The organism is Collinsella sp. AF20-14LB (assembly GCF_003459505.1).
Classification (GTDB): domain Bacteria; phylum Actinomycetota; class Coriobacteriia; order Coriobacteriales; family Coriobacteriaceae; genus Collinsella.
This window is the reverse complement of sequence record NZ_QRWD01000013.1, coordinates 1-24209: the sequence shown is the minus strand read 5'-3', so window position 1 is coordinate 24209 and position 24209 is coordinate 1. Positions and strand designations below refer to the sequence as shown.

At 63.7% G+C, this 24209-nt stretch carries 35 protein-coding genes; 10 read left to right on the top strand and 25 right to left on the bottom strand.

From position 1 onward, the window contains the following. The 23 genes from DWX63_RS07535 to DWX63_RS07440 form a co-directional block, all read right to left on the bottom strand. Window positions 1-622, bottom strand: a 622-nt coding sequence (locus DWX63_RS07535) for a hypothetical protein (RefSeq protein ID WP_158559639.1), incomplete at its 3' end; no start/stop codon positions are given. Between the two features lie 186 nt (window positions 623-808). Next, window positions 809-940, bottom strand: a complete 132-nt coding sequence (locus tag DWX63_RS11620; protein ID WP_255413242.1) for a hypothetical protein — start codon at window positions 938-940, stop codon at window positions 809-811. Continuing rightward, window positions 937-1164 (bottom strand): hypothetical protein, encoded by a 228-nt coding sequence (locus tag DWX63_RS07530; RefSeq protein WP_117843289.1) that lies wholly within the window; start codon window positions 1162-1164, stop codon window positions 937-939. The genes DWX63_RS11620 and DWX63_RS07530 overlap by 4 nt, the downstream gene beginning before the upstream one ends. Beyond that, the gene (locus tag DWX63_RS07525) at window positions 1161-1343 is read right to left on the bottom strand and encodes a hypothetical protein (RefSeq protein ID WP_117843288.1); all 183 of its coding nucleotides are present in this window, start codon (window positions 1341-1343) and stop codon (window positions 1161-1163) included. The genes DWX63_RS07530 and DWX63_RS07525 overlap by 4 nt, the downstream gene beginning before the upstream one ends. A 2-nt stretch (window positions 1344-1345) precedes the next feature. Further along, window positions 1346-1819, bottom strand: coding sequence for a DUF4406 domain-containing protein (locus DWX63_RS07520; RefSeq protein ID WP_117843287.1), 474 nt, complete (start codon window positions 1817-1819; stop codon window positions 1346-1348). Then, window positions 1816-2025, bottom strand: a complete 210-nt coding sequence (locus DWX63_RS07515) for a hypothetical protein (RefSeq protein WP_117843286.1) — start codon at window positions 2023-2025, stop codon at window positions 1816-1818. Before DWX63_RS07515 ends, DWX63_RS07520 begins: the two co-directional genes overlap by 4 nt. 11 nt (window positions 2026-2036) lie before the next feature. After that, window positions 2037-2285 (bottom strand): hypothetical protein, encoded by a 249-nt coding sequence (locus DWX63_RS11130; RefSeq protein ID WP_147336072.1) that lies wholly within the window; start codon window positions 2283-2285, stop codon window positions 2037-2039. Next, window positions 2282-2677, bottom strand: coding sequence for a hypothetical protein (locus DWX63_RS07510; protein WP_117843285.1), 396 nt, complete (start codon window positions 2675-2677; stop codon window positions 2282-2284). The genes DWX63_RS11130 and DWX63_RS07510 overlap by 4 nt, the downstream gene beginning before the upstream one ends. Then, window positions 2664-3392 carry an ATP-binding protein gene (locus DWX63_RS07505; protein ID WP_117637863.1) on the bottom strand — a complete coding sequence of 243 codons (729 nt, stop codon included), beginning with the start codon at window positions 3390-3392 and terminating at the stop codon, window positions 2664-2666. The genes DWX63_RS07510 and DWX63_RS07505 overlap by 14 nt, the downstream gene beginning before the upstream one ends. Further along, window positions 3376-4071, bottom strand: a complete 696-nt coding sequence (locus DWX63_RS07500; protein ID WP_158551311.1) for a conserved phage C-terminal domain-containing protein — start codon at window positions 4069-4071, stop codon at window positions 3376-3378. The genes DWX63_RS07505 and DWX63_RS07500 overlap by 17 nt, the downstream gene beginning before the upstream one ends. A 25-nt stretch (window positions 4072-4096) precedes the next feature. Next, on the bottom strand, window positions 4097-4654 hold the full coding sequence (locus tag DWX63_RS07495) for a single-stranded DNA-binding protein (protein ID WP_117843284.1): 558 nt from the start codon (window positions 4652-4654) through the stop codon (window positions 4097-4099). Beyond that, window positions 4651-5004: a hypothetical protein gene (locus DWX63_RS07490; RefSeq protein WP_117637860.1), complete on the bottom strand. Its 354-nt coding sequence runs from the start codon at window positions 5002-5004 to the stop codon at window positions 4651-4653. The genes DWX63_RS07495 and DWX63_RS07490 overlap by 4 nt, the downstream gene beginning before the upstream one ends. After that, window positions 5005-5577 carry an ERF family protein gene (locus tag DWX63_RS07485; RefSeq protein WP_199410671.1) on the bottom strand — a complete coding sequence of 191 codons (573 nt, stop codon included), beginning with the start codon at window positions 5575-5577 and terminating at the stop codon, window positions 5005-5007. 1 nt (window position 5578) lies between these two features. Continuing rightward, window positions 5579-6589, bottom strand: a complete 1011-nt coding sequence (locus tag DWX63_RS07480) for a DUF1351 domain-containing protein (protein WP_117843283.1) — start codon at window positions 6587-6589, stop codon at window positions 5579-5581. Next, window positions 6590-7873 (bottom strand): ParB/Srx family N-terminal domain-containing protein, encoded by a 1284-nt coding sequence (locus DWX63_RS07475; RefSeq protein ID WP_117843282.1) that lies wholly within the window; start codon window positions 7871-7873, stop codon window positions 6590-6592. It abuts the gene before it with no gap. Then, window positions 7861-8157 (bottom strand): hypothetical protein, encoded by a 297-nt coding sequence (locus DWX63_RS07470; protein WP_117765307.1) that lies wholly within the window; start codon window positions 8155-8157, stop codon window positions 7861-7863. The genes DWX63_RS07475 and DWX63_RS07470 overlap by 13 nt, the downstream gene beginning before the upstream one ends. A 42-nt stretch (window positions 8158-8199) precedes the next feature. Continuing rightward, window positions 8200-8610 carry a hypothetical protein gene (locus DWX63_RS07465; RefSeq protein ID WP_147336071.1) on the bottom strand — a complete coding sequence of 137 codons (411 nt, stop codon included), beginning with the start codon at window positions 8608-8610 and terminating at the stop codon, window positions 8200-8202. A gap of 143 nt (window positions 8611-8753) precedes the next feature. Then, entirely contained in the window at window positions 8754-9119 is a 366-nt protein-coding gene (locus DWX63_RS11240; protein WP_158551309.1) for a RusA family crossover junction endodeoxyribonuclease, read from the bottom strand. Beyond that, a complete protein-coding gene (locus DWX63_RS11235; RefSeq protein WP_158551308.1) occupies window positions 9116-9514 on the bottom strand; it encodes a hypothetical protein in 399 nt (132 codons plus the stop codon). The genes DWX63_RS11240 and DWX63_RS11235 overlap by 4 nt, the downstream gene beginning before the upstream one ends. Beyond that, window positions 9502-9702, bottom strand: a complete 201-nt coding sequence (locus DWX63_RS07455; protein ID WP_117843280.1) for a hypothetical protein — start codon at window positions 9700-9702, stop codon at window positions 9502-9504. The genes DWX63_RS11235 and DWX63_RS07455 overlap by 13 nt, the downstream gene beginning before the upstream one ends. An 88-nt stretch (window positions 9703-9790) precedes the next feature. Next, window positions 9791-10036: a hypothetical protein gene (locus tag DWX63_RS07450; protein ID WP_117765301.1), complete on the bottom strand. Its 246-nt coding sequence runs from the start codon at window positions 10034-10036 to the stop codon at window positions 9791-9793. A 3-nt stretch (window positions 10037-10039) separates the two neighbouring features. Further along, window positions 10040-10378 (bottom strand): hypothetical protein, encoded by a 339-nt coding sequence (locus tag DWX63_RS07445; RefSeq protein ID WP_117843279.1) that lies wholly within the window; start codon window positions 10376-10378, stop codon window positions 10040-10042. A gap of 22 nt (window positions 10379-10400) precedes the next feature. Further along, window positions 10401-10595 carry a helix-turn-helix transcriptional regulator gene (locus DWX63_RS07440; protein ID WP_114513521.1) on the bottom strand — a complete coding sequence of 65 codons (195 nt, stop codon included), beginning with the start codon at window positions 10593-10595 and terminating at the stop codon, window positions 10401-10403. A 115-nt stretch (window positions 10596-10710) separates the two neighbouring features. Between DWX63_RS07440 and DWX63_RS07435 the strand changes: the two genes are divergently transcribed. The 10 genes from DWX63_RS07435 to DWX63_RS07390 all read left to right on the top strand — a co-directional run bounded on the left by DWX63_RS07435 (window position 10711) and on the right by DWX63_RS07390 (window position 22525). Beyond that, entirely contained in the window at window positions 10711-11355 is a 645-nt protein-coding gene (locus DWX63_RS07435) for a LexA family transcriptional regulator (protein ID WP_117843278.1), read from the top strand. A 2-nt stretch (window positions 11356-11357) separates the two neighbouring features. Further along, entirely contained in the window at window positions 11358-12086 is a 729-nt protein-coding gene (locus tag DWX63_RS07430; RefSeq protein WP_117843277.1) for a hypothetical protein, read from the top strand. A gap of 2 nt (window positions 12087-12088) precedes the next feature. Further along, window positions 12089-13600, top strand: coding sequence for a recombinase family protein (locus DWX63_RS07425; RefSeq protein ID WP_117843276.1), 1512 nt, complete (start codon window positions 12089-12091; stop codon window positions 13598-13600). A gap of 568 nt (window positions 13601-14168) precedes the next feature. After that, the gene (locus DWX63_RS07420; RefSeq protein WP_117843275.1) at window positions 14169-15074 is read left to right on the top strand and encodes a patatin family protein; all 906 of its coding nucleotides are present in this window, start codon (window positions 14169-14171) and stop codon (window positions 15072-15074) included. Window positions 15075-15204: 130 nt separating this feature from the next. Then, window positions 15205-15648 (top strand): 50S ribosomal protein L13, encoded by a 444-nt coding sequence (gene rplM, locus DWX63_RS07415; RefSeq protein WP_022094635.1) that lies wholly within the window; start codon window positions 15205-15207, stop codon window positions 15646-15648. A 2-nt stretch (window positions 15649-15650) separates the two neighbouring features. Then, window positions 15651-16046 carry a 30S ribosomal protein S9 gene (gene rpsI, locus DWX63_RS07410; RefSeq protein ID WP_022094634.1) on the top strand — a complete coding sequence of 132 codons (396 nt, stop codon included), beginning with the start codon at window positions 15651-15653 and terminating at the stop codon, window positions 16044-16046. A gap of 123 nt (window positions 16047-16169) precedes the next feature. Next, the gene (gene glmM / locus DWX63_RS07405; RefSeq protein ID WP_117563621.1) at window positions 16170-17507 is read left to right on the top strand and encodes a phosphoglucosamine mutase; all 1338 of its coding nucleotides are present in this window, start codon (window positions 16170-16172) and stop codon (window positions 17505-17507) included. A gap of 101 nt (window positions 17508-17608) precedes the next feature. Continuing rightward, a complete protein-coding gene (locus DWX63_RS07400) occupies window positions 17609-18076 on the top strand; it encodes a PTS glucose transporter subunit IIA (protein WP_370445877.1) in 468 nt (155 codons plus the stop codon). A gap of 272 nt (window positions 18077-18348) precedes the next feature. Then, window positions 18349-19077, top strand: coding sequence for a glucosamine-6-phosphate deaminase (gene nagB, locus DWX63_RS07395; protein WP_055251013.1), 729 nt, complete (start codon window positions 18349-18351; stop codon window positions 19075-19077). Window positions 19078-19525: 448 nt separating this feature from the next. Continuing rightward, window positions 19526-22525 carry a BTAD domain-containing putative transcriptional regulator gene (locus DWX63_RS07390; RefSeq protein ID WP_117843273.1) on the top strand — a complete coding sequence of 1000 codons (3000 nt, stop codon included), beginning with the start codon at window positions 19526-19528 and terminating at the stop codon, window positions 22523-22525. A 68-nt stretch (window positions 22526-22593) separates the two neighbouring features. Here DWX63_RS07390 and DWX63_RS07385 read toward each other — a convergent pair whose 3' ends face one another. Then, a complete protein-coding gene (locus DWX63_RS07385; RefSeq protein ID WP_006234690.1) occupies window positions 22594-22893 on the bottom strand; it encodes a YhbY family RNA-binding protein in 300 nt (99 codons plus the stop codon). Between the two features lie 181 nt (window positions 22894-23074). Then, window positions 23075-23800 (bottom strand): methyltransferase domain-containing protein, encoded by a 726-nt coding sequence (locus DWX63_RS07380; RefSeq protein ID WP_117843272.1) that lies wholly within the window; start codon window positions 23798-23800, stop codon window positions 23075-23077. Between the last annotated feature and the right edge of the window lie 409 nt (window positions 23801-24209).

Here is a 24209-nt window from a genome sequence, read left to right as displayed (position 1 = left end):
CACGCTCTGCGGCTGCACGCTCTGCGGCTGCACGCTCTGCGGCTGCACGCTCTGATATGAGGTAGCCGCTGCCGTATATCGCCTTGCCCTGCCCGCGCTGCGCGTCGAGCGCCCTCGTGAAGCTGCACTCCTGCGGGGACACGCGGAAGTCGATGCCGTACTTGGAGTAGCGCGCCAGCATGGGCGCGGTCAGCACCTCGTCGGGGTACTCGTACTTGGGCAGCGCCTTGGCCTTCTCGCGGCGCAGGCGCTCTATGGCCGCATCGAGTTCCGCCCGCAGCTCGGGCGCGCTCCTCGCCTGGGACGCGTCCAGGTTGGTCACGAACGACGTGTTGACGCTCGCGCCGTTGGCATAGGTCACGCCCGCGCCCACCACGACCTTGCAGCAGCTCCTGATGCCCATGCACGTCAGCGTGGGGGCGAACAGGAAGAAGCCGACGCCGCGCTCCTGGTAGTGCTTGACGATCTTGCTCAGTATCGAGAACGGCGGGTTGTCCACCACCGTGCACCCCTCCGGGTACTCCTCGCGCTCGTAGTCGCCGCCCGGGTAGAACGGGCGCGCCACCTTCGCGAGGTCGAACCCGTACTCGCGATGCGCCCACCCCAGCACGCACTCGTACACCTCCGGCGGGGTGTAGCAGTCGTCGGTCGTCTTCTTCGGCTCGAACTTCGCCGTGAACTCCTCGTATGTCTCGCCTCGCGCCATGTGTCTCCTAACTCTCGGCTCATATGGTCGCAGGCGTGTCGCCGGGCGCAGAAAAGGCCGCCCCGCAGGACGGCCCGTAGTCGTTTCGGTATTCGGTTGTCTCTAGCACGCCGCCACGGCCATGGCCATGAGGCCGGTCACCAGCGCGCGCATGGCGACGAACGCCGCGACGTCGATGGCGAGGGCTGCCGCTATGAGGAGCAGGCACCCCCAGTTGCATCCCGGGCGGTTCATTCGTCCTCCCACCTTATGGTCCCGTCGTCGTATTCCGCCTTGAGCCAGTCCAGGTACTCGCCCCACGAGCGGAAGTCGCGCACCGTGCGCGATTCGAACGCGCACTTGGTGTAGGGGTTGCACTCGCTCACCGCGATATAGAACCGCTGCCCGTCGCGCATCATGCGCACCTCCATGCGCATCGCGGCCTCGGGGGTGCCGAAGTAACGCTCCCAGTTCGTCATTCCGCGCCCTCCTTCGAGCCCGGTCCGACCTTGCGGTAGGTAAAGTCCTCGAACAGGTGGCCGCACCACCGGCATCGGTCGCCGCCCTTCGGCAGGTGGTGCCATGTCTCGCGCACCCCGCACTTCGGGCACCGCACCTCGATGCTGGGGCGGCGCTTCGGCTTGTCCTTTTGCGCCATGGCTACCTCACCGCCATCTGCAGCGCGGGCTTCATCGCCTCGCACAGGCTCTTCGCGACGCTCTCCGCGTCTACTTCCACCTTCACGCGGATCTCGCCGACGTCGAAGCAGGGCATGGCGGCGTCCTGCGCGGCCCCTGCTGCGGCTGGCGCGGAGGGGTCGAGCCAGTCCGCCAGGTCCATGGTCCTGATGCCGCACGCGCGGGCAACCTCGTCTTCGAGCGCCGCCCCCTTGCTCTCGCGCCAGCCTGGCAGGCGTGCAACTCCGTCGTACAGTGGAGCGCCGCCGCGCCTCGGCTGGGTCAGGCGGTTGAGGCTGATGCGCATTGCCTGCTCCCAGGTCGCGCCATCCGGCACTAGCACGTGCGGCGTATCGGCGCGGTGTCCCATCGCCGCGAGCTTGTCCCTCGCGTCCTCGAACGCCGCGCGGTTCTTGCCGGGCATGCCCGTCACCGGGCCGATGACGTAGAGCCTCATGCCTGCTCGCCTCCCTTCGGCAGCGTTTCCGCGATTCGGTCCCAGTCGGTGGCCGGCTTCTCGCTGGGGTACTCGTAGGCCCCCACGCACGGCACCGGCAGCACCGCCATGCCGTCGTGCTCGCCTGCGTACTCGTCTGCGTCCGATCTGCTCTCGAACGCCAGCACCACGTCGCTCTCCGTGGCCACCGCGTAGATCTTCTTCATCGTTTCGTCTCCTATTCGAACTCGAAGCACTCGCATGCCTCGCTTGTCTCGTCTACCGCCTCCACGTCGGGGCCGCCGCCCGTCATGGCGTCGCAGGCGCACACGGCCTCGCCGCCAGCGCCCTGCACGCGGCCGCAGAAGCGGCACTCCCGGCACGTGCGGCCCTCCCACGGGTCGGGCCGGTTCCACGGTGCCCTGGGGTCGGACTCGAAGCACCCGGGCGGGAGGTTCCACCCGCTTGAAGGCTCGTACCCGCTCACATGCACCGCCTGCCCCTCGGCAGCCGACCCCAGCCGTCCATGGCCAGGGCATCCGCGTACTTGGTCGGTTCCGGCAGCAGCAGGTACTCCCAGTGCCACGAGCCCGGCGGGGCGGGACGGTTGAACCTCTGCTCGGCCCTGACCCAGCGGAAGTGCAGCCGGTTGGCGTGCGCCAGCCCGTGGCAGCCGCTGCCGTTGCCGCTGCCGCACAGCATCACCGTGGGCTTGGGAACCTCGCGCCCGTCGCGGAACAGCTTGCCCGCCCCGCGCCTCACGATGTGGTGGCGGTTGAGCGGCCACGGCGCGCCGCACACGGCGCACCTGGGCGTCTCGATGCTCGGCCCCTCCATGAGGGGGCGCAGGATCTCGGGCAGCGTGTCAACGTTTGCCATTCGATAGCCTCCTGTCCTTGCCTTGCAGCTCGTACTTGTCGCACATCTCCGACAGGCGGCTCACGATGGCCACCGCCGTCTCCTCGTCGCCGTTCTTGGCCAGGCGGCGTATGAGGTCGCCCTTGCCGTACTGCGTGGTCACGACCACGGGCCTCATGTTCTCGTACCTGTCGTTCACGACGCGGAACACCTGCCCCAGCGTCCAGTCGGTGGGGGACTCCTTGCCCAGGTCGTCCAGCACCAGGCACCCCACGCGGGAGAGCCTGGACAGCACGCCGTCCTCGGTGCCGTCGCCGCCGTAGGTGCCCTTGATGGCGGCCAGCACGCCCAGCATGTCGGTCACCCTCACGCTGGTGCCGCCGTCCACCAGGAGCCGCGCCACGGCGCTCGCCAGGTGGGTCTTGCCGGTTCCCACGGGGCCGCAGATGTACGCCCCGCGCCCTTGCTCAACCTTCGCGGCAATGCCTTCGGCCATGGGGGAGGCGGCCGTCATGAAGCGGGGCTTGATTCCGGCCCGCTCGTAGGCCCGGCGGCGTTTGGCTGCGGCCTCCTCGGCCTTGGCCCTGGCCTCAAGGCGCGAACGCTCGTCGCGCTCCGCCACGGCACCCGGGCAGCCGCACGGCTTCCAGCCGCAGAAGGTGCGGCGGCCAGCCAGCACCACGTAGCGGACCTCCAGCTGCGCCCCGCAGTGGGGGCACTCAGTCGTACTCGGCATAGCCGTCGGCCTCCTTCCGGGTCCTCGGGCCGCGGTTCACGTAGTCCTCGAACTTCGGCGAGAACAGCGTGGAGGGCCGCAGGTACTTGGCCATCTTCGGGTCGCCCGCCCACTCGGCTGCCATCGTGTCGATGACGGCCAGGAAGTCGGGGAGGCGGTAGCCCTCGGCCCAGCGGGCGTGTATCAGCCTGCGGGTCTTGGCGCTGCTTGAGCGGTAGCGGGTGCCGGCTGCCTCGTTGAGCGCATGCACGATTTCGTCAAAGGGGATTAAGGGGTTATCTATATACTCAACCTCAACCTCAACCTCTGCATTGCCGCAACTCGATGCGCCTGCATGTGCATCCGCATCTGCTTGCGCATGTGCGACTGCATCTGTATCCGCATATGCTCCCGCATGTGCTTGCGCATCGGCTTGCGCCCGTGCCGCCGCATCGTCCACCGCGTCTTCCTTCCCCGGCCTGTTGCCCCAGCGGGCGTTGGCCGCCTTCCTTGCGCGCTCGCTCTTCTCGTCGCCCATGTCGAGCCTGCCCTTGAGCACCAGGAAGGTAGGCAGCCACGCGGGGCTGCCCTGCGGCTCCTTGCCCGTGAACCGGTACTCGACGATGGCGTAGATGAACGGCGCGCGCTGCTTCTCGGGCATGGCCTGCGCGGCCGCCCAGAAGTCGTCGTGTATAACCATGCCCATAGTGTCGCCGTCGCCTTCCCTAAAACGGGATATCCTCGTCGTACAGATCGGGCATGGCCTGCTGCTGCGGCATGGCCTGCTGCTGTGGCGCGTACGCCTGCTGAGTGGCCGGCTGCGGCGCGTAGGCGGGCTGCTGCGGCGCAGGTGCCGGGGCGGGGCGTCCCTGGCCGTACATGCGGGCCTGCGGCGCTTGCGGGGCCGCCTGGGGCGCGTACTGCTGCGGCGCGTAGCCCTGCTGCTGTTGCTGGCCGCTCATGAACTCCAGCTCGTCCACCACGACCTCCAGCGCGCTGCGCTTCTGGCCGGTCTGCTGGTCGTTCCAGCTGCGGTAGCGCAGCTTGCCCTCGACGGCCACCTTGCTGCCCTTGGCGAGGTACTGCGCCAGCTTCTCGCCGCGGGTGCCGAACAGCGTGCAGTCCACGAAGTTCGGGTAGTCCTCCCACTGCCCGGTCTGCTGGTTCTTGCGGCGGTCGTTGACGGCCACGCCCATGGACAGCACGGACATGCCGCCAGACGTGGAGCGCAGCACGGGGTCGCGGGTCAGGTTGCCGGATATGCACACGCGGTTGATGCTCATAGATACCCTCCTTGGGTTACGTCCCCGCTGTTCCAGATGCGGGTGATCTGCGCGTCTACCATGCGGATACGCAGCTTGATTACGTTGATGGCCTCCTGCGAGGCCTTGTAGATGGCCTCGGAGCAGTCGCGGCGGCGCTTGGCCTCCGCTATCTGCTCCTGGCCCCGGCACACGTCGCCGATGATGGTGACGGGCGTGCCCTTCTGGCGCTCGTTCAGGATGGCGATGCGCAGGGCCTTGCGGTACTCGGCCTCGTTCTCGGCGTACTGGCAGCCCGACTCCTTGCAGGTCTTCAGCTCGGCCTCCAGCCTGTCGGTCAGCTCGTCCAGCTCCTCGGTGAGCGCCTGCATCTACTCCACCTGCCAGTCGGGGCGCGGGCAGCACGGGCTGTTGGCCACGAACTCCATGTACTGCGGCATGCTGGCGAACTGGTAGCGCGCCCCGCAGCTGCGGCAGTGGGCCGTGAAGGGGCCGTCTGCGGGCGGCTGCTTCTCCTCGGGCGCGGGCTGCTCCTCCATGGCGTCGGGATCGCTCTGCCCGTCGATGGCGAACGCGCCGCACAGCGCGTACTTGCGGGCGTAGCTCGACGCCATGCCGGTCACCTGGGCGTCGTCCGAGCCCTTCTTGTGCTCGTCCTCGCGGGCGTAGGCGCTCACCTGCAGCAGGCCCTCGCCGCCCTCGGCGGGGAACACGCACGCCGTGGACTTCACGTAGTAGCGGTCGCCTATCTGCACCAGCTCGTCGGTCATGAAGAACGCCAGGCCCTCCTTGGCGCACGGCTCCTTCAGCGCGGCCACTATGTCCTCGTAGCTGCGGTAGCTGAACTTGCCGAAAGCGTTGTACTTGGCCTTGGGCACCACCACGGCGCGCTGCACGCGGGCAACGGCCGCCATGAGGTCGATGGACTGCTGTTCCTGGGTCATGCTAGTAGCCTCCGTTCATCCGCTCGTAAACCTGGCCCACCGTGCCGTGCATGATGGTGCCCACGACGCCCTGCGCCTTGAGGGCCGCCGCGACGCCCTGCATCTGCTCGCGCGTGGCGCACGGCACCACGACCGTCCACGGGTCGCCCGCCATGGCCACGGGTGCCGGTGCGGGCGGCGCTGGCGGCACCGGGGCGGACATGGGCGCGGGCTGCGGCTCGGGCATCTGCTCAAGCGGCTGCGGGAACTCTGCGGGCTGGCATTCCGCGGGCTCGGGCACCGCTTCGGGTTCGGGTTCGGGCTCTTCCACGGGTTCCGGCTCCATGGCCGCCTTCAGCTCGGCGATGCGCCGGCGCTCCTCCTCGGCCTTGTGCGCCGCCGTTATGGCCGCGCCCAGGTCCAGGGTGGCGAACAGCTCGCGCTCGGCCTCGTCGTAGAACGGCTCGCCCTGGAACTGCGCCTTGAGGGTTTCCCAGTCCTGGGCCAGGCGCTCCACCTTGGCCTCCAGGGCCTTGAACGCCTTCACCTCGCCGAAGGTCTTGTTGGTCCACTGCTTCTCGTGGAAACGCTCATAGGGCACGACGGGGGCCAGCAGCCCGGCGAACTCCTCGTAGTGCTCCCGCAGCTTGGCGTACGCGCGCAGCTGGCGCTCCTCCTCGGCCTCGTCCAGCTGCGCCTTGATGCCGTCGGCTGCCTGCTTCGCGATGCCCGCCACGGCCTTGCACCTGTCCTCGAACGCGGCCAGGGGCTTCGTGTACTCGCGGCTCACGGCCTTGCGGCGCTCGTCTATCTCCTTGGCGATGCCGTTGAGGTAGGCGCGGTCGCGCTTGGCGGCCTTCACGTTCTCGTCCTTGCCCATGTCGTAGGTCGCGCCCTCGTAGTCGGCCACCAGCCTGCGCACGTGCGCCTCCAGGGCGTCGAAGTTGGCCTCGATCACGGCGGGGGAGTACGCCACGGTCAGCTCTGACGCCTCCTCGGGCTCGATGATCTCGGCCTCAACTGCTTCGCTCATTTACTCCTCGCTTCCCAGGCGCGCCATGCACGCCTCGTAGGTTTCCGTCTCGGCCGCGTTCGGCTCGTAGCCGTCGGCCTTCATGGCCTCGTAGATGATGGTCACGCTCTCGACCGTCGCTCGGTTGAAGTACACGGAGCTGCCGCCTTCCATGAGGCTCCAGGCCGTCCAGCCGCTCATGTTCCACGCTGCCCGCCAGCCCATGGCCACGGCCAGCTCGGTGGGCGTGCGGTCGATGGGTCGGCCCAGCAGCTCCTCGAACGATTCCACGGCCTCGGCCTCCATGACGAACGCGGTCAGCGCCAGAGCCGTGCGGCGCATCGACTTGAGGTCGCCCGCGTGGGCGGCAAGCCACTCGCGGCGGGCCTTCGCGCCGTCCTCGTAGGCGGCCTGGAAGTCGGCCTTGCGCTGGGCTGCGGCCTGTGCGGCCTCGTCGGCCCCCTCGGCCACCGGCGCCAGCAGGGTCACGCCGAACGACGTCTCCTCGGCCAGAAGCCCCGCGCCCGCGTTGTCGGCCACGTAGGCGTCCAGCGCCGCCAGGTCGGGGCGGTAGTCGGAAAACGTGCGGCATGCGGCGAAGCCCTCGGGGCATTCGTCGACGAACTCGACGCCCGCGTCGGCAAGCACCGCCACCACCTCGGCGCGGTTGCGCCTCTGCTCGGCCTTGGCCTTCAGGCCCGCGTACACGCGCTGCCATTCGGACTGCTTGCAGTCGCGCAGCTCGGCCACGGCCTCGTCGTCGCCATCGAACTCGGCGATGGCCGCCAGGCGGTCGAGCGTCATGTCGTAGGCGGCGTCCTGCACCCTGCGGGCGGCGCGGCGCGCCTTGGCCACGGTGCCCGCGTCGGTGCGGGCGGCCACGGCCACCTCCTCGTCGGGAATGTCGAGCGCCAGCATGGTCTGCACGCCGCGCGACTTCTCCTCGGCGGTCAGCCCCAGCTTGGCGTCGGTCTCCACCATGGCCTTGGCGGCCTCCACGCGCGCCAGCTCGGCGTCGTCCAGGTCGTCGTAGACCTCGGCGAGGAAACGCTCGGTGCCGATGGCCCTCATGGCGCGCACGCGGCACTCGCCGTCGATGATCCAGTAGATGCCGCCCTCCTTGTACAGGATGGGCTTCATGACGGGCTGTCCGGGGTTGAGGCGGTTGGCCTTGAACTGCGCGGCCAGGCCCGCGATGTGCTCGGCGCTCTCCCTGGTGGTGAAGTCGCGCGGGTTCATCGGCTCGCCGTCGGCGCGCTCGTAGGGGTACACGTCGCAGATCGCGACCTCCTCTAGCGATTGCATGCGCGGGCCTCCTCGTCTACGACCACGCGGCACTCCATGCCCACCAGGCGGGCGCGGCACGCCACGCGGGCCACCTCGCCCATGAGCGCGATGCGCTTGGTGGGCACGGGGCCGTTCTTGATTTGCGCGGCCATGCAGGCGGCCCCCATGTTGAACGCCTGGCGCATGGCGGCGTCGAAGCCGCCGTCGCCCGGCTCGGGCACGGGGACGGCGCGCTCGATGCGCTTCAGGATGCTGTCCACCGTCTTGTCCGCGACGGTCTTGCTGATGATTTCCGTGAGCATTTGGGTCTCCTAACTGGGAAAACTAAAAGTGATAAAAACTTTTCAGGATTTCGGAACTTTTTTCTCTATGCGCTCCTTGCGCTTCTGCGCCGCCTTGACCCTGCGGTACAGGTAGCGGCACAGCCACCGCTCCATGGCCTCGTCGTGCGCCTCTGCTGCCTTGTCGGCGGCGTAGCGGCTCATGCCCGAGGCGTCCGGGGCCTGCGGCATGGGGTCGGCGCGGCTCTCTCGGCCGCACTCGGTGCGCTCGTAGGTGCGGCGCTCCTCTGCGGTCAGCCTCGGCAGCAGCTCGGCTATGCGGGCCTCTATGGCCTCAAGCTGCTGCTGGCGTCTGCACGGTTCGCAGATGCCGTCCTTGCCGAGGGTCGCCCTGCGGCACCCGCACGACGGGCACAGCTCCAGGCGGTGGCGGTAGCAGCGCAGGGACACGTGGCCGCCGCTGGCGTTGATCACGCGCCGCGCGTTATCCAACTGGTTCTTGGACAGCCGCAGCTCGCGGCGAATCTCGCGGGCGGGCACCTTTCCCGCCAGCTCGGCTATGCGGTCGAGGTCGGCCTTGCGCCACGCCCTGTGTGGCCTGCCCTTGTCTCGGCGGGTCACTCGTCGCTCACCTCCACGACCACGCGGGGGCGCGCCCTGTCGGTGAGCACCCTGTCGGGGCACTGCTCCACGTACTTGCGGGAGTCGTCCTTGATTACGCCCGCCGCCACCAGGCCGTCGAGCACGAACTTGCGCGCGAAGCCCACGTTGTCGGCGTCGCGGCGCATGTCGGGCTCGTAGAACGTGGTGCGCACGGTCACCCGGCGCTCGAAGCGCGGCGCGCGCTGCTGCATGGCCGCCGCCCTCACGCGCGCCGTCTCGCGCTTCTTCATGGCCGCCGCCTTGTAGCGGTTGGCGCGCTCGGCGCTGATGTAGTCGTTCAGGCTCGGCATTCGGCCCTCGACCGTGACGGTGCACCTCATTGCGCGCCCCTGTCGTAGATGCCCTGCGCCTCGGTTAGCGTGGAGGCGGCGAAAACGGCTGGGCCCACGATGGCCTCCCACGTGCCCACCAGGTCCACGGAGTCCACCGGCGTGCGGCGGAAGCTCACGGCGGCCAGCATGGAGGGGCGCTGCAGCACCATGTAGCGGGACAGCACGCTCCACAGGTTGTGGTCGCGCTTGAACTCGCTGGCCTCGCTCACGGTCATGCCGTTCTGGCACGCCAGGGTGTACACGTTGTCGCGCTGGATGACGTGGCCCTCCAGCATCAGGCGGTAGCAGATGCGGCGCAGCTTCGCCCATGTATCGGGGTTCGAGGCAACCCAGCCGCACGCCTTGGCCACGAGGGCCTGGGCCTTGGCGTCTACCTCGGCCATACTGCTGCCTCCAGCGCCCATGTGGCGGCGATGCACGCGCAGACGAACAGGGCGGCGAAAACGGCCTGCAGCCTCTCGCGGCGCTGCTCGGGTGTTACACTGGTCTCGGTTCGGAAGTGAACCGTTGCGGTGCGCGTCTTTCGCTTGCCGGCTGCGACGCGCACCCTCTTTCCCTTGATCTTTTCCATTCCTGGAACTTCCTCTCGTTCTCTGGGTCCTTGTAGAACTCGCGCATCATGGCGGCGCACTCGTCGCACATGGCGCGCTGTATCGGGGTCATTCGCCCGCGACGCCCGGCAGAAGCAGCGGGGCGTCCTCGTAGGCGACCTCACCGGTGTCCCTATCCACGAACATCACCTCCTGGTCGTCGTACACGTGGATGTTGAGCATCTGCCCCGTGAACTCCACCAGCTTGGGGATGAAGTCGCGGAACTTCGGGTCCAGCTCAAACTGCAGCACGCACTTGCCGCTCTTCACGTTGAGGGCGGTGAACCCCCCCCGTACGGTCACCTCGTTCAGCATGGCCTACTCCTTCTCGTCGTACGCGGTGTCGCGCGCGATGGTCTTGAAGTCGGTGCTCCAGCCCTTGCCGTTCACGCTGAACTGCACGGAGCTGTAGACGTTGAACTGCATGCCGCCGAGCTCGAACCAGGTCGTGCTCGCCTCCAGAAGCTCGATGCCGCTCGTCTGGAAGCCCCACATGGCCGCGATGCGGCGCTTGAGGCTGACGTGCGTCTCCTCCATGCATCCGTTCTCGGCCAGCTCGAAGTTGACGGCCACGCGCTTGCGGTCGTCGATGAGGTGGTCGAGCGTTTTGCCGATGATCTCGGCGACGAACTCGGGCTGGTGGCTCTTGGTGGTCATGGTTTCTCTCCTATCTATAGGTTTAACTATCGTTGCTGCCGAAAAAAATATCAGCCACACGCACGCCGAAAAGTTTTGCCAGTTTTTTGGCGTCCTCGATAGTCACGCTATCGGGGTTGCTTTCCATCTTTGCGTACGTGGGCCGCGAGATGCCGAGAAGGCCAGCCACGGCCTCCTGTGAGTACCGTGCCTTCTTGCGCGCATCAACCAATTCCATCGAATCACCTCCTTGCTTGGTATGCCTAAGACTATAACCAAACATATAGTGACTGTAAAGAAGATTTGTCATATTCTGTAAAAAGATTTTAACGGTCGCAGCGGAAGGAGGACACGTGAGCATAGCCGAGAACATCCGAAGGATTAGGACGCAGCACGACATGACGCAGGAGGAGTTCGGCAAAGTTGCCGCCGTCTCCGCTATGGCCGTATCTCAGTGGGAAAACGGGCGAGCAGTGCCTCGCATGGGCGCAGTTCAGCGTATTGCGGATTATTTCAATATCAGTAAAGGCGAGGTTATTGACGAGGGAACAGATGGCGTTGTTTTGCCTTCCGGCGCCATCCCAGTGGTGGCCAGCAGCGCAACCGTGCCGCTGCTCACGCTTGGGCGCGTGCATGCCGGCGCGCTCGCCGACGAGGAGGAGATAGCGCACCGCGTTGAGGTGCCCGCCTCCGTGTGCGCCGGGCACCCGCGCGCGTTCGCCCTGGAGGTCGAGGGCGACTGCATGAACCGCATCATACCCGAGGGCAGCCACGTGCTGGTCGACCCCGACCGCCAGCCCGCCAACGGCTCCATCGCCGTGGTGGAGACCGAGGACTACCGCGCGGTCATGCGCCGCTGGTACAAGGGCACCACCAAGCTGATGCTGTCGGCTGACAGCTTCGAGGACTACGAGGACATGATTTTCGGCATGGACGACGGCCCCGTGCGCGTGGTGGGCACGGTCGTGTGGTTCCAGGCCGCCAGCGAGATGGAGTAGCCATGGGCTTGTTTGATTTCCTGCATGCGTCGAAAGCGGCGCGAGATGAAAAGCGCGCCATGCGCGAGTTCGTTGAGGAGAAACGCAAGGTTGAGCAAAAGTGCCGCGCAGAGGAAGAAGCCCAGCGCGCCGAGGAGGCTCGCATCCTGCGTGAGCACGAGGTGCCGCCCGCCATGGTGTGTCCGGAATACGACTTGGGGCCGTTCCCGTTTGGCAATAAGCCGTACCTATGCCGTACAGTGGTCAAGTACGAGCGCGAGACCGGTCAGGTGTTTGCCGACGAACGCTTTTATTATGGCGATGCGGATGCGGTTGCGGCAGTGAAGGCGAACGTGGCGAAGCTGGAACACATGCTCACGCCCGCTGTCACAGGCGTGCCGTCATTGCCGAGTCTCCGCACGAACTTCGCGCGAATTGAAGCCGTTGATTCAGTTGTGACATTCCCGGAAAACCGTGTGACGTTGAGCCTTCATCCGTTGACGAAGACGGGGAAAAACGCCAAGTACCCGGTGGAGGTCTTCTTCAACTCGTACGGCAAGAACGATAACGGCTCGCACGGCACCGTGTCGTACCTTCGCGACGGGTCGATGGGGAAGGCCGTTATCCATTACTGGCGCAACCATGTGTACTATGGCGCGTATTTCAAGATTATCGACGGCGCTATAGCCTTGAATGTGCTGAATTACAGGGCAACGCCTAACGATGACCCCGTAGAGCTGTACAGGGCGTAGCCATGGGCGGACGTGCGGCGATATATGCCCGCTTCTCGAGCCACAACCAGCGCGGCGAGTCCATAGAGATACAGGTGGAGAAGTCCCGCGCCTACTGCGCCGAGAACGACCTGCGCGTGGTGGCCACGTACTGCGACTTCGCGCAGACGGGCACCAACACCGACCGCGCCGAGTTCCAGCGCATGATGGCCGACGCCAAGCGAGGGCTGTTCGATTTCGTGGTCATATATAAAGTTACCCGAATCATGCGCAACCGCGACGAGATGGCCATGGCGCGCATCATGCTGCGCCGCTGCCGCGTCGAGATACTGTACGCGGGCGAGGACATTTCGGACGGCTCGGCGGGCGTGCTGCAGCTGGGCATGCTGGAGGTGCTGGCGGAGTACGAGAGCGCGCTCGACGGCGAGCGCATACGCGACGGCATACAGAAGAACGCCGAGCGGTGCATGGCCAACGGCTGCGTGCGCTACGGCTGGGACATAGTGGACGGGCGCTACGTGGTCAACGAGGAGGAGGCCGCCGCCATCCGCCTGGGCGTGCGCATGGTCTTGTCGGGCAAATCGGTGGCCGACGTGGTGCGCGCCTGGGAGCCGTACCGCACCAAGCGCGGCGGCAAGTGGCGCTTCCAGACGGTGCGCCGCATACTGATGCGGCGGGAGAACGGCGGGGAGTACCGCTACGCGGGCGTGGTCGTGCCCGGCGGCATGCCCGCCATCGTTCCCATGGATGACGAGGAGAGGGTGATACGGATGCTTGAGGACTCGCACAGGCCCCGCGCCAAGACCGAAACGTGGGACTTCCCGCTCACGGGCAGGCTCTACGACGGGCGAGACGGCGGGTTGATGACCGGCACCAGCGGAACGGGCAAGTCGGGCAGGCCCTATCACTACTACCGCTGCCGCAGCTGCGGGCGCACCGTGCGCCGCGATGTCGTGGAGAAGCGCGTGGCCGACGCCGTGCGCGAGGCCCTGGGCAGCGCCGACAGCCGCGAGCGCATCGCTCGCATGCTGGCCGACGCCGAGGAGGAGCGCGCCGACGAGAAGCCCTTGAGCGAGACCGTAAAGGGCGAGCTGGCCAAGATCGAGACGGCGTTCTCCAACATATGGGCGGCCATCGAGTCGGGCATCGCGCCGCCGGGCGGCAAGGAGCGCATAGACGCGCTGAAGCAGCGGCAGGCGCTCCTCAAGGACGAGCTGCGCACGGCCGAGGCCCTTGAGGCCGCCCGCCTTGACTACGACCGCGCGCTGTTCTGGCTTGAGGGCATGGCCGCCGCCGAGGTGGACGACGCGCAGCTCCTGCGCACGTTCGTGGCGCGCGTGGTGCTGGGCGGCCCCGACGATGACGACGGCCTGCGCGTGGCATTCACGTTTGACGATTCTGCCGGCTTGGGCGATAATCCGTCGCTGCCTGGCGCTATAGGTCCAGGTGGCGAGGTGTTCGACCGAATGAACGCCAGCTCCACCATAAGTAACAGGCAGGTAGATATTCGTATCTACCTGTCTTTTTATTTCTAGTCCGTACCGCGGAGAATCGAACTCTATGCAGGGCGCGGGCGTTAAGCAAACGCGAAGCGTTTGTAGCCCGCGGGCGAGGGCGGCGGCAGCCGGCCGAAGCCGGTGCGTATTTGCGAAGCAAATACGCGGATTCTTCGCGCAAAGCTTCAGCCCAATATAGATGCGATGTTTATCGAATTTCAGCTGGCCTCGCCCAGCATCAACGGATCCCCCGTACCGCGGAGAATCGAACTCTATGCAGGGCGCGGGCGTAAAGAAAACGCCTCAGTGACGCAGAGTGGGACGCGTTTTCCCAATGACTGCCCAGGCGGAAACCGCATCCCGGAATCTAAGCTCGGAATGGGATACATTTTCCGGATGACGCCTCAAGTGGAAGCTGCGACCCGGAATCAAGCCGTAGAGTGGGACATGCTTTCCCCATGGCAACCCAGGCGGAAAGCGCATCCCGGAATCGCCCCTCAGAACGGGACGTGCTTTCCGCCAGCCGCCCCCTCAACTCCAAAACCCATGCGCCCTCCATCCCAAAACTGGGTAGAAGAAAGCCAAAACGCAATCGCAGGAGGTCAATATGACTGCAGAAGATAAGGCAAAGAACGCCGGCAAGGTCGCGCTCGTCTTGGAGGGTGGCAGTTTTCGTGGGCAGTTTACCGCCGGCGTGCTCGACGTTCTCATGGAGGCCGGTGTCGAAATTCCGGCGGTATATGGCGTATCGGCCGGTGCGCTCAACGGCGTCAACTACAAGTCACACCAGATCGGTCGCGTCAATCGCATCAACCTGACCTTCTGCAATGACAACCGCTACATGGGTGCCGCATCCTTCGCATCCACGGGCTCCATCGTGGGTTACGACTTTATCTTCAACGATATCCAGGACCGCCTGGATCCCTTTGACAACGAGGCGTTCGACGCGAGCCCCATCGAGATGTACGCCGTCGCGACGGACATGCTGTTTGGAACCGCTGCCTACCTGCCGGTCAAAAGCGCCGTGCTCGACCTCGATGCTGTGCGCGCCTCCACCTCGCTGCCGCTGGTGACGCCGCCGGTCGAGATCGACGGGCACAAATACGTCGACGGCGGCGTAGCCGATTCGGTCCCCATCGAGCACGTGCTGGAGGAGGCGGGCTTCGATCGCGCGGTTGTCATTGTCACGCAGGACCGCTCGTACGAGAAAAAGCCCTACGAGTTTATGCCTGCCGCGCGCGCCCGCTATGTCGACTACCCCTATCTGCTCGAGGCTATCGAGACGCGCCACGACCGCTATAACCTCCAGCGCATGCACCTGTGGAAGTATGAGCGCGAGGGCCGCGCGCTGGTCATTGCTCCGCAAAAGCCGGTCGAGGTCGGCCATGTCGAGCACGATCCGGCAAAGCTTTTGGACCTGTATATCCAGGGCCGTCAGGAGGCAAAGCGCTTGCTGGGAGATATCGAGGCGTTTGTCGAGCGTCAACGCTGCGACATCACGGCTCGTGGATGACATGTGCAGAAACTCTGGTCGGAGCCAAAATACCTGTTGACTCGTACGGCGAGCGGGGTAATATGGACGGGTTACTTGCAGAGCCCCGTGAATCTCTGTAACAACACGTACTGTACATGGAGGAGTCTAAGTGATTTCGAAATCGACTCACTACGCCAAGCAGGGCGAGGTCCAGCGCAACTGGGTTCTCGTCGACGCCGATGGTGCTGTCCTGGGCCGTCTTGCCACCCAGATCGCAATGATCCTGCGCGGTAAGAACAAGCCCCAGTTCACGCCCAACAGCGACTGCGGCGACTTCGTTGTCGTCATCAACGCCGATAAGGTCCAGCTTACCGGTAACAAGGCCGACACGAAGACCTATTATCGCCACAGCGGCTACAACGGCGGCCTCAAGGCTGAGAGCTTCCGCCAGGCTATGGAGAAGCACCCGGAGAAGGTCATCGAGCGCGCCGTTCGCGGTATGCTGCCCAAGACCACCCTCGGCCGTGCCCAGATGACCAAGCTTAAGGTCTACGCTGGTGCCGAGCATCCGCATGCTGCCCAGAACCCCACGAAGATTGAGCTGGAGGCTTAAAGATGGCTGAGAACACCGTTGTCTACCAGGGTACCGGCCGTCGTAAGAACGCCGTCGCCCGCGTCCGTCTCGTCCCCGGCACCGGCAAGGTGACCATCAACAAGCGTGACGCCGAGCAGTATTTCGGCCGTCATCAGCTCGTTGAGAACGCCCTTGCTCCCTTCAAGGTGACCGACACCGCCGGTCAGTTCGACGTTATCGCTCTGTGCGATGGCGGCGGCATCTCCGGTCAGTCCGGCGCTCTGCGTCTGGGCATCGCTCGCGCTCTTCTGAACGCTGGCGACTACCGTGCTGACCTCAAGAAGGCCGGTTTCCTTACGCGCGATGCTCGCGTGGTCGAGCGCAAGAAGTACGGCCTCAAGAAGGCCCGCCGCGCTCCCCAGTTCTCCAAGCGCTAAGGTTTTATCTCCTTTCGAGATACAATGTACAAGCGGGGCCTGCCGATTCCTCGGCGGGTCCCGCTTTTCTTTTTCGACTAGGGCGGGCGGTTGTATATCGCCTGCTAGGGAAGGAGCGATCCTATGCCCCAGAACATCTTCGGTACCGACGGCGTCCGTGGCGTCGCCAATGCCGACCTCTCGTGCGACCTCGCGTTTCGCCTGGGCCGCGCGGCGACCAAGTTCCTTGGCCCGGACATCTGCATCGGCCGCGACACGCGCCTTTCGGGTACCATGCTCGAGAGTGCTCTGACCGCTGGCATTATGGCAGAGGGCGGCCGTCCGCATTGCTGCGGCGTTATCCCTACGCCGGCCGTGGCGCTGCTCACCGTCCAAAACGAGCTCGACGGCGGCATCGTCATCTCCGCTTCGCATAATCCGCCGGAGTTCAACGGCATCAAGTTCTTTAGCCGCAAGGGCATGAAGCTTCCCGATGCTGTCGAGGAAGAGATCAGCGCCTGGGTCATGTCCGAGGAGGCCATGGCTGCCGACACGCTGCCGACCGGCGCCTGTGTGGGTCACATCATCAAGATGAAAGACGCCCGCAAGGCCTATGTCGATCATGCCATCAGCACGCTCGACGGCCTTAAGCTCGATGGCCTGGTTGTTGCCGTCGACTGCGGTCACGGTGCTTCCTGCCAGACCACGCCCGCTGCGCTGCAGCGCCTGGGCGCCACGGTCCATGCCATCAACACCGATTACTGCGGCACCGACATTAACGTTGAGTGCGGCTCCACTCACCTTGAGCCCCTGCGCGAGCTCGTGCTGCGCACCCATGCTGACATCGGCCTGGCCCACGACGGCGACGCCGACCGCGTGCTGTTCGTCGACGGCGAGGGCAATGAGATCGACGGTGACTACATCCTGGCTATCTGCGGTTCTGACCTCGCCGCCCGCGGCAAGCTCGCCAACTCCGAGATCGTCTCGACCGTCATGTGCAACCTTGGCTTCTCCATCGCTATGAAGGAGCAGGGCTTCGAGATGGTTCAGACCGCCGTGGGTGACCGCTACGTTTTGGAGCGCATGCTCGCGGATGGCGCCGTCATCGGCGGCGAACAGTCCGGCCACATCATCTTCCTGGAGCACAACACCACCGGTGACGGCCTGGTGACGGCTCTGCAGCTGCTGGCCGTGCTCAAGCGCACCGGTCGTACCCTCACCGATCTTGCCGGCATCATGAAGAAGTACCCGCAGGTACTCGTCAACGTGCATTCCGACAACAAGGCCGGCCTGGACGATTGCCAGCCCATTTGGGACGCCGTCGCTGCCGCCGAGAAGGAGCTTGACGGCCGCGGCCGCATTCTGGTGCGCCCGAGCGGTACCGAGCCGCTGGTCCGTGTTATGGCCGAGGCGGAGACGCACGAGCTCACTCAGCGTGTTGTCGACGACATCGTCGAGGTTGTCAAGCGCGAACTTCCCTAATGGTCAAAAACGGGTGCCAAGTGGTAAACTGTTAAAGCTATTTTGATTGATTGGTATGTCCGAGGGGGAGCATGTTCACTAAAGTCCTAAGGTCTTTTGGTATGCGTGGACGAGTTCTTACGCTGGATGCTCCCATCTCGGGCGACGTCATTCCGTTGTCCGAGGTCAATGACCAGACATTTGCCACCGGCCTTTTGGGCCAGGGCGTGGCGATTCAGCCTACCGGCACGCGTGTGATTGCGCCGGCAGGCGCCAAGGTCGAGGCCATTTTTCCCACGGGTCACGCCGTTGCGCTCAACACGGTCGATGGCCTAGACGTGCTCATCCACGTTGGCTTGGACACTGTTCAGCTTGAGGGCAAGCATTTTAGCGTGCATGCACAGGTGGGCGATGTCGTCCATAAGGGTGACGTGCTCATCGAGTTCGATCGCGAGGCAATTGCTGCCGAGGGCTACGATGTGACGGTTCCCATCTTGGTGTGCAACTCCGTTGAGTTCTCGAGTATCAAGGGCTCCGTTGGTGCGCATGTCGAAGAGATGGACCAGCTCATCGTTGCTCGCGAGCGCTAGTAAGTGCACGTGGCCATTAGCCTACAATTCAAACACGTTTATGGAGGGCGCCCTTGAAAGAGGGCGCCCTCCGTGGCAAGATGGGATTTGTCCGAAGCTAAACGGCTTTGGGTCACCGTGGACGGGCAGGGGCCTCGACGCGGCTAGACACGAGACACATACATTACGCGACCTCGCCCTGGTGGCCGCACACGTTGGTTGCGGCCGACGCGGGCCGCGGGCAAGTGCTTGTAAGGGGAGCCTTGCCTCTCTTGTACGAGAAAGGACGCGTAATGAAGATCATTAAAGCTAAAGACTACGAGGATATGAGCCGCAAGGCCGCCAATATCATCTCGGCGCAGGTTATCCTCAAGCCCGATTGCGTGCTGGGTCTTGCCACCGGCTCCACCCCGATCGGTGCCTACAAGCAGCTCGCTGCTTGGTACGAGAAGGGCGACGTCGACTTTGCCGAGGTCAGCACTTACAACCTGGACGAGTATCGCGGCCTTTCGCACGACGATCCCCAGAGCTATCACTACTTCATGCGTGAGAACTTCTTCGATCACATCAACATCGACCTGAACAACACGCATGTGCCCGACGGTTCCAACCCCGACGCCGCCGCTGCCTGCTCTGAGTACGACAAGATCGTCGCCGCCGCCGGTTACCCGGATCTGCAGCTGCTCGGCATTGGCAACAACGGCCACATTGGTTTCAACGAGCCCGATGACCACTTCTCCAAGGGCACGCACTGCGTCGACCTCACCGAGAGCACCATTCAGGCCAACAGCCGCCTGTTCGACAGCATCGACGATGTTCCCCGTCAGGCCTACACCATGGGTACCCAGACCATCATGTATGCCCGCATGATCCTAGTCGTCGCCAACGGCGAGGCCAAGGCTCAGGCCGTGCATGACATGTGCTATGGTCCGGTTACGCCCGCGTGCCCGGCTTCGATCCTGCAGCTGCACACCAACTGCGTTGTCGTTGCCGACGAGGCCGCCCTTTCGCTCTGCGAGTAGCGCGAATCCTGCATCTCGACATAGCCTTGCCTAAGGCCTCCGCTTTGCGGGGGCCTTTTTGTTATCCCTCTCCGCCCGCTTGACCAAAATCTTGCCGCAAGCTTGACGAATGCCGGATGCCCAACAGCTTGATTCATTCCATACCAGATTCTATGCAAAAATGCCACTAAAAGGTCGTAGACGGTAGCGGGTGCTAGGCGAGTTGAATGACATAGCTGAACCTTGTTCATTTGCGTTACACTGCCGCTTAGATGGGACAAGCTGACAAGCTCATTTACCTGCTTAAAGACCGATTAGTCGGGGGATTAATAACAATCGGCCCTCGCTGTACAAAAACTTGCCGCTTGCGTACCAAAAGACAACCTAGAACACAAGGTCGCTCTATTCATAGCGCGGCTTGTATGGTCTTGCGGTTACAGTGTCCATACGGTCGAGTTGAGGAGCGGGCATGGTAAACGATTTGGGCAGTATGGACGACCTCGAGCTGATGCCGCTGGGCGGTGGCTATATGGTGCGACGCGAACGCTTGATGAATGAGCTTCTCGCCAAGGGCCGAAAGGCCGGCATCGTGGTTCTTTATGCGCCCGACGGGTTTGGGAAGACCTCGGTGCTGCTGCAGTACACCCATGAGGTTAAATGCGACCCGACGCGAGGCCCCGTGCGGATTATCGAGGCCGATCGCGCCACTGGGCGCGAGGTGTTTATGCAGCTCGAGGTGGTTACCGAAGAACTCAAAGACAAACCGCACTCCCTTATCGCGATTGATAATGTGCCAAACCTCGATCAGCACGATACCGAAGACCTCATCGACAGGATTCGCGGCCTGCGCGCTATGGGGGTGGGGGTCTTTATCTCCTGCCGTCCTTCAAATCGTCAACTGATTCATGGGCTGGGCGATTCGGTTAAGATCAATGCGCAGATGCTCAAGGTGCATGCCTATGAGTATTCGGCGTGGGCATCGGCGTTTTCGATCAGCACATCGCTCGACTTTTATCAGCTCACGCAGGGCGTGCCCGAGCTCGTTTCGGCATTGCAGACGGGTCTGTATGGCCAAGGCGACGTAGCCGGTCTGCTCGAAAACGAGATTGTCAACGTATATGGCGCGGCACTTGTCGACTTGGCTTCGCTCGACAATAATGCACTGTTTTGCGTGGCATGTCTCATGATTTTGATGGGCGAGGGCAATATCGCAGAACTCGAGGCTTGCGGGGTGAGGCTATCGATGGTCGACCAGTCCTACTTCGTACGCGACTACCCGATCTTTGGCTTGGACCCCGCCGAGCGGAGTTTTACGTGTCTGGGCACGGAGGATAACGGACGCTTGCGCTTGCGTAAGTTGGTGGCCGAGGTTCGCCCCGAACTTGTTCCGAGGGCGGCCCGGATTTTGCTTAAGGCGGGCCGATGCGATGCGGCGATGGGCCTGGCGGACGCCTTTTTGGACCGTGATGCGGTCCTTGAACTTGCTGGGCAGTATGGGGTCGATCTGGCTCTGACGGGGCACGGGGCCGATATCTGCCGAGCAGCGCTGGGCACGATCGATGCCGAGGATCCGGCTCCAGAGCCAACGCCTGCCGAGGCGCTTGGCGTATATCTGGCAGCGGTCAGCGTGTCCAATACAAAGCTCGCTCGCTATATGGCATCGGTCATCGAGCGCGGGGGCGAACGGGCGGCCTGCGAAATAGACCCTGTTTCATGGAGGGTGGCCCAGACACTGACGGCTGTTTGCTATGGGGACAACGGGCTTGGGCTTCCTACGAACCTGACCGTGCCAGAAATCGAGACATCCCATACCGCACTCGATATGTTGTCCGCGCATATCGAGGTCAAGCGCTGCCTGACCGAGCGGGGAGATGACGGCGGCGTTCTACAGCAGCTCAAAACGAGCAAGGCCTACGACTGCGAGCTCGACATCGCGGGGATTGTTATACGGGCCGACAGCATGCTGGTGGAGCTTTTTGACGGGTCGTTTGCGGGAACCGACGAGCGCGACGACGAGATGACGGTGGTGCGGGAGGCGCTCGACGTACGTGGGCTTAAGGCGATGGCTATCTGGGTGCGCATGGTGTTGGCGGCACGGCGGCTCCTTTCCGGCTTGCCGGTAACCGACGACGCGGCATTCAACGAGCTCGATCGTTTTGCCGTGCGCATGCGCGACAACCAGATTCAGCTGTTTGGCCTGTTGCTAGAAGGCTGGCAGTCGCTGGCAGAGGGACGGCCGGTTAATGCAAAGTTCCGTGCGGTCCAAGTGCTCAAACTTGCCGAGGAGTCGATTGCGTACATGCGCGATAACGCATTGCTGTTGGAGCGCGCGGCGTATCTGCGTAACACCTCGATGGTTTCGGTGCGCGAGGAAGCGGAGTTGCTCGATATAAGCCAGACGCAGGTTGGTGGAGCGGAGGCCTGGATGGTGGCGCTGCATTTGGCCTGTGCGGGCCGAGACAGCGATCTTGCGGCCTGGATGTCCATGAATCGTGCGGGGATTCTAGGGCCATCGTATCGGCTCTTTGCGCGCCTTGCCATGCATTGTCTGGGCGAGCCGGCGACCAGGATTCGCAAGAAGCTTCCCGTGCGCGAGCTGTCGCGGTACTCGCTGCGCGACGATTTGGAAGGGGAAGGCGAGCGCCTGTTCCAGGCCGGCGAGGTTGAAGCCGTTGATACCATCGACCATATCGAGATTCGCATGTTTGGGGCGTTTCGCGCCGAGCGCGACGGGTTTCCCATCACGGACAAAATGTGGCGCCGCAAGAAGGCGGCGACACTTGCCGAGCGGCTTGCGCTGGGCATGGATGCGCTCGTCGATCGTGAGACGCTGGCCATGGAGCTGTGGCCCCATGCCGAGTTCAATAGCGCCCGCAACAACCTGTACTCGACGATATCGCGCTTGCGGTCGGCTTTGGGACCGACGCCGGATGGCAAGTCGTGTGTGCTCATCCAAAATGAATGCATCGGACTCAACGGCGACTACGTCAAGACTGATGTACGGCTGTTTGACCAGATAAGCCGCGAGGTTTTGGGAAATCGCACGGGTGCGCGCGGGCCCCATTTAGTTGAGCTGTGCCTTAAGATTGAGCAGCTTTATGCCGGGCCGCTGTATGTTCCCAATGGCTGTAACCCCACCTACTTTTTGCGTATGCGACGCATTATGCAGTCAAAGTACATCGATTGCATGATTAAGGGAGCAAATGCCGCTCTAGAAGAAAACGATCTGCAGTCGGCGATTTGGCTGGCGGAGTCGGGGCTTCGGCAGGAAACGGCGCGCGAGGATATGGTGCGCTGTGCCATGCGCGTCTACAGTGCGGCGGGGCGGCGGCGCGATATCGTCGAGCTGTACAGCGGGCATATGCATCATCTGAGGGAACAGGTCAATGGCGTGCCCGAGCCCGAGACGCGGCATCTATACGAGCGCTTGGTGGAGGGGCGGCTCAATCGCGTGCTGGTCGAGCGATAAAAACGGGCGCCCGAAGTACTTGGGCACCCGTAAGCTTGCTATGTGTTGGCTCGCCGGATCATTGGCTCTTAGACGAGCTTGATCTTCTCGATGTCCTTGCGCGAGGACTCGCGATACAGCGAGAACTTGCGGCCGATGACCTGGACGACCTCGGCGTGGCAACGCTCAGCGAGCTCTTCGGCGGCCTCGCGGGCGGAAAGACTGGAGCCATCGAGCACGGAGCACTTAACGAGCTCGTGCTTCTCCAGGTAGGCGACCGTCTGCTCGACGGTGCCCTCGTTGACATCGGACTTACCGATGATGATGGCGGGGTTGAGGTGATGGGCCATGCTGCGAAGCTGCTTGACCTGGGCTCCTGTCAGTGCCATGGGTTCTCGCTTTCTATGTATGGGGCGCCCCGCGACGGGGCCTAAATCTACGTGAGCTGTCCCACGATAGCGCAGGAACGGCGCGGTGTGGGGCGCGTTTGCCCAGTTCGCAAAGAATGCGGATGCCGAACGGGAGAACAACGCGGGTTGCAGGCGGACGTGTACGGCGGCCGAAAGCGGTCTATGGACGGCTCGAAGAGACCGGCTCCCATGCAATAAACGCCCAACGGACCTTGCGGACGTGGTCGAGCATGTAGCGCCCCTGCGGCACGCCCTTGGACCCTGGCTCGCCGGCATGGGGATTTTCAATCATATGCTGAGCGACGTAGACGCGCAGACGGTCGATCTTATCCTCGTTACCGTGCTCGAGCATGCGGGAGAAGTCCGCCACGCCTGCCTCAAGGCTGTCGAAGGTATCGCGACGCGGCGATTCAAAGTACGTGACCTGCGGCAGGGCACCCATCTGAATGAGGATGTTGAAGGCGTACACAAAGCCATTGCTGCAGGTAACCGAGGCGCCGATAGCGTTCATCAAGTGCAGATCATAGCGCGGGCTGGAGTTGGCGACCATCGTGACAGCACAACGCCGACGAGCCGTGCGGTCGAGCTTGGCAAGCGCATCTTTTAGATTGGTCGTCGTAACCGACCGACTGGCAAAGGCAACATCCACCGCTTTCGCGACCGGTCCAACCAAATCCCAATCATCATCCCAAGCGAGCTCAAGCGGCGTAATGCGATCCTCGAGCCCATAGTACTCAATACCAGCATCAAGCGTGCCTAACATAGCAGGGGAAAAGTCAGCAGCAATCACAGGATGCCCAGCCTGAGCAAGCGGAATGGCAATCGACCCAGCTCCACACCCCATATCGAGCACCGACTCACCAGGCTCAAGAGCCAGCAATTTCATAAAATCCCGAGCATAAGGGGCAGTCTCAAGAGGTCGAAAATGTCGAGCTCGCTTATCCCATTCAAAAGAATCATCAGCCCGATGCCGAGCGGCCTGCAGACGCATCCATTCGCCATTCCAATCCGCAGCAAGCAGCTCAGAACGAATCTCCCCATCAACCACGGGCCAACCTCCTAGCAACAAAAAAGCGACTCCTCCCAAAAGAAGAGCCGCAACCAGCATATATCAGAAAAAGAACCGCTCCAACGCCAAACCGCCACACCAACCAAGGCGGGCAGAAGCGAAGCGACTGCCACTGAGCCAGAACCCAGCCAAGGTTGAGATGTGCGGGAGCCCCGCCGCCGGGCGGCAGACATATAAGGTCGATCGCGAGTTCCGCACGAGCCGGAGAGCACTTAATGTGCTCTCC

Coding starts and splice junctions, on each gene's coding strand:
- DWX63_RS07505 (WP_117637863.1), bottom strand. CDS start 3,392: ATGCCGAGTACGACTGAGTGCCCCCACTGCGGGGCGCAGCTGGAGGTC.
- rpsI (WP_022094634.1), top strand. CDS start 15,651: ATGGCTGAGAACACCGTTGTCTACCAGGGTACCGGCCGTCGTAAGAAC.
- DWX63_RS07420 (WP_117843275.1), top strand. CDS start 14,169: ATGACTGCAGAAGATAAGGCAAAGAACGCCGGCAAGGTCGCGCTCGTC.
- DWX63_RS07450 (WP_117765301.1), bottom strand. CDS start 10,036: ATGCTGAACGAGGTGACCGTACGGGGGGGGTTCACCGCCCTCAACGTG.
- DWX63_RS07510 (WP_117843285.1), bottom strand. CDS start 2,677: ATGGCAAACGTTGACACGCTGCCCGAGATCCTGCGCCCCCTCATGGAG.
- DWX63_RS07425 (WP_117843276.1), top strand. CDS start 12,089: ATGGGCGGACGTGCGGCGATATATGCCCGCTTCTCGAGCCACAACCAG.
- DWX63_RS07530 (WP_117843289.1), bottom strand. CDS start 1,164: ATGACGAACTGGGAGCGTTACTTCGGCACCCCCGAGGCCGCGATGCGC.
- DWX63_RS11620 (WP_255413242.1), bottom strand. CDS start 940: ATGAACCGCCCGGGATGCAACTGGGGGTGCCTGCTCCTCATAGCGGCA.
- DWX63_RS07390 (WP_117843273.1), top strand. CDS start 19,526: ATGGTAAACGATTTGGGCAGTATGGACGACCTCGAGCTGATGCCGCTG.
- DWX63_RS07470 (WP_117765307.1), bottom strand. CDS start 8,157: ATGCTCACGGAAATCATCAGCAAGACCGTCGCGGACAAGACGGTGGAC.
- DWX63_RS07490 (WP_117637860.1), bottom strand. CDS start 5,004: ATGCAGGCGCTCACCGAGGAGCTGGACGAGCTGACCGACAGGCTGGAG.
- DWX63_RS07445 (WP_117843279.1), bottom strand. CDS start 10,378: ATGACCACCAAGAGCCACCAGCCCGAGTTCGTCGCCGAGATCATCGGC.
- DWX63_RS07430 (WP_117843277.1), top strand. CDS start 11,358: ATGGGCTTGTTTGATTTCCTGCATGCGTCGAAAGCGGCGCGAGATGAA.
- nagB (WP_055251013.1), top strand. CDS start 18,349: ATGAAGATCATTAAAGCTAAAGACTACGAGGATATGAGCCGCAAGGCC.
- DWX63_RS07525 (WP_117843288.1), bottom strand. CDS start 1,343: ATGGCGCAAAAGGACAAGCCGAAGCGCCGCCCCAGCATCGAGGTGCGG.
- DWX63_RS07475 (WP_117843282.1), bottom strand. CDS start 7,873: ATGCAATCGCTAGAGGAGGTCGCGATCTGCGACGTGTACCCCTACGAG.
- DWX63_RS07400 (WP_370445877.1), top strand. CDS start 17,609: ATGCGTGGACGAGTTCTTACGCTGGATGCTCCCATCTCGGGCGACGTC.
- DWX63_RS07385 (WP_006234690.1), bottom strand. CDS start 22,893: ATGGCACTGACAGGAGCCCAGGTCAAGCAGCTTCGCAGCATGGCCCAT.
- DWX63_RS07440 (WP_114513521.1), bottom strand. CDS start 10,595: ATGGAATTGGTTGATGCGCGCAAGAAGGCACGGTACTCACAGGAGGCC.
- DWX63_RS07485 (WP_199410671.1), bottom strand. CDS start 5,577: ATGACCCAGGAACAGCAGTCCATCGACCTCATGGCGGCCGTTGCCCGC.
- DWX63_RS07480 (WP_117843283.1), bottom strand. CDS start 6,589: ATGAGCGAAGCAGTTGAGGCCGAGATCATCGAGCCCGAGGAGGCGTCA.
- DWX63_RS07515 (WP_117843286.1), bottom strand. CDS start 2,025: ATGAAGAAGATCTACGCGGTGGCCACGGAGAGCGACGTGGTGCTGGCG.
- DWX63_RS07500 (WP_158551311.1), bottom strand. CDS start 4,071: ATGGTTATACACGACGACTTCTGGGCGGCCGCGCAGGCCATGCCCGAG.
- DWX63_RS07455 (WP_117843280.1), bottom strand. CDS start 9,702: ATGGAAAAGATCAAGGGAAAGAGGGTGCGCGTCGCAGCCGGCAAGCGA.
- DWX63_RS07495 (WP_117843284.1), bottom strand. CDS start 4,654: ATGAGCATCAACCGCGTGTGCATATCCGGCAACCTGACCCGCGACCCC.
- DWX63_RS07520 (WP_117843287.1), bottom strand. CDS start 1,819: ATGAGGCTCTACGTCATCGGCCCGGTGACGGGCATGCCCGGCAAGAAC.
- glmM (WP_117563621.1), top strand. CDS start 16,170: ATGCCCCAGAACATCTTCGGTACCGACGGCGTCCGTGGCGTCGCCAAT.
- DWX63_RS07380 (WP_117843272.1), bottom strand. CDS start 23,800: ATGAAATTGCTGGCTCTTGAGCCTGGTGAGTCGGTGCTCGATATGGGG.
- DWX63_RS11240 (WP_158551309.1), bottom strand. CDS start 9,119: ATGAGGTGCACCGTCACGGTCGAGGGCCGAATGCCGAGCCTGAACGAC.
- DWX63_RS11235 (WP_158551308.1), bottom strand. CDS start 9,514: ATGGCCGAGGTAGACGCCAAGGCCCAGGCCCTCGTGGCCAAGGCGTGC.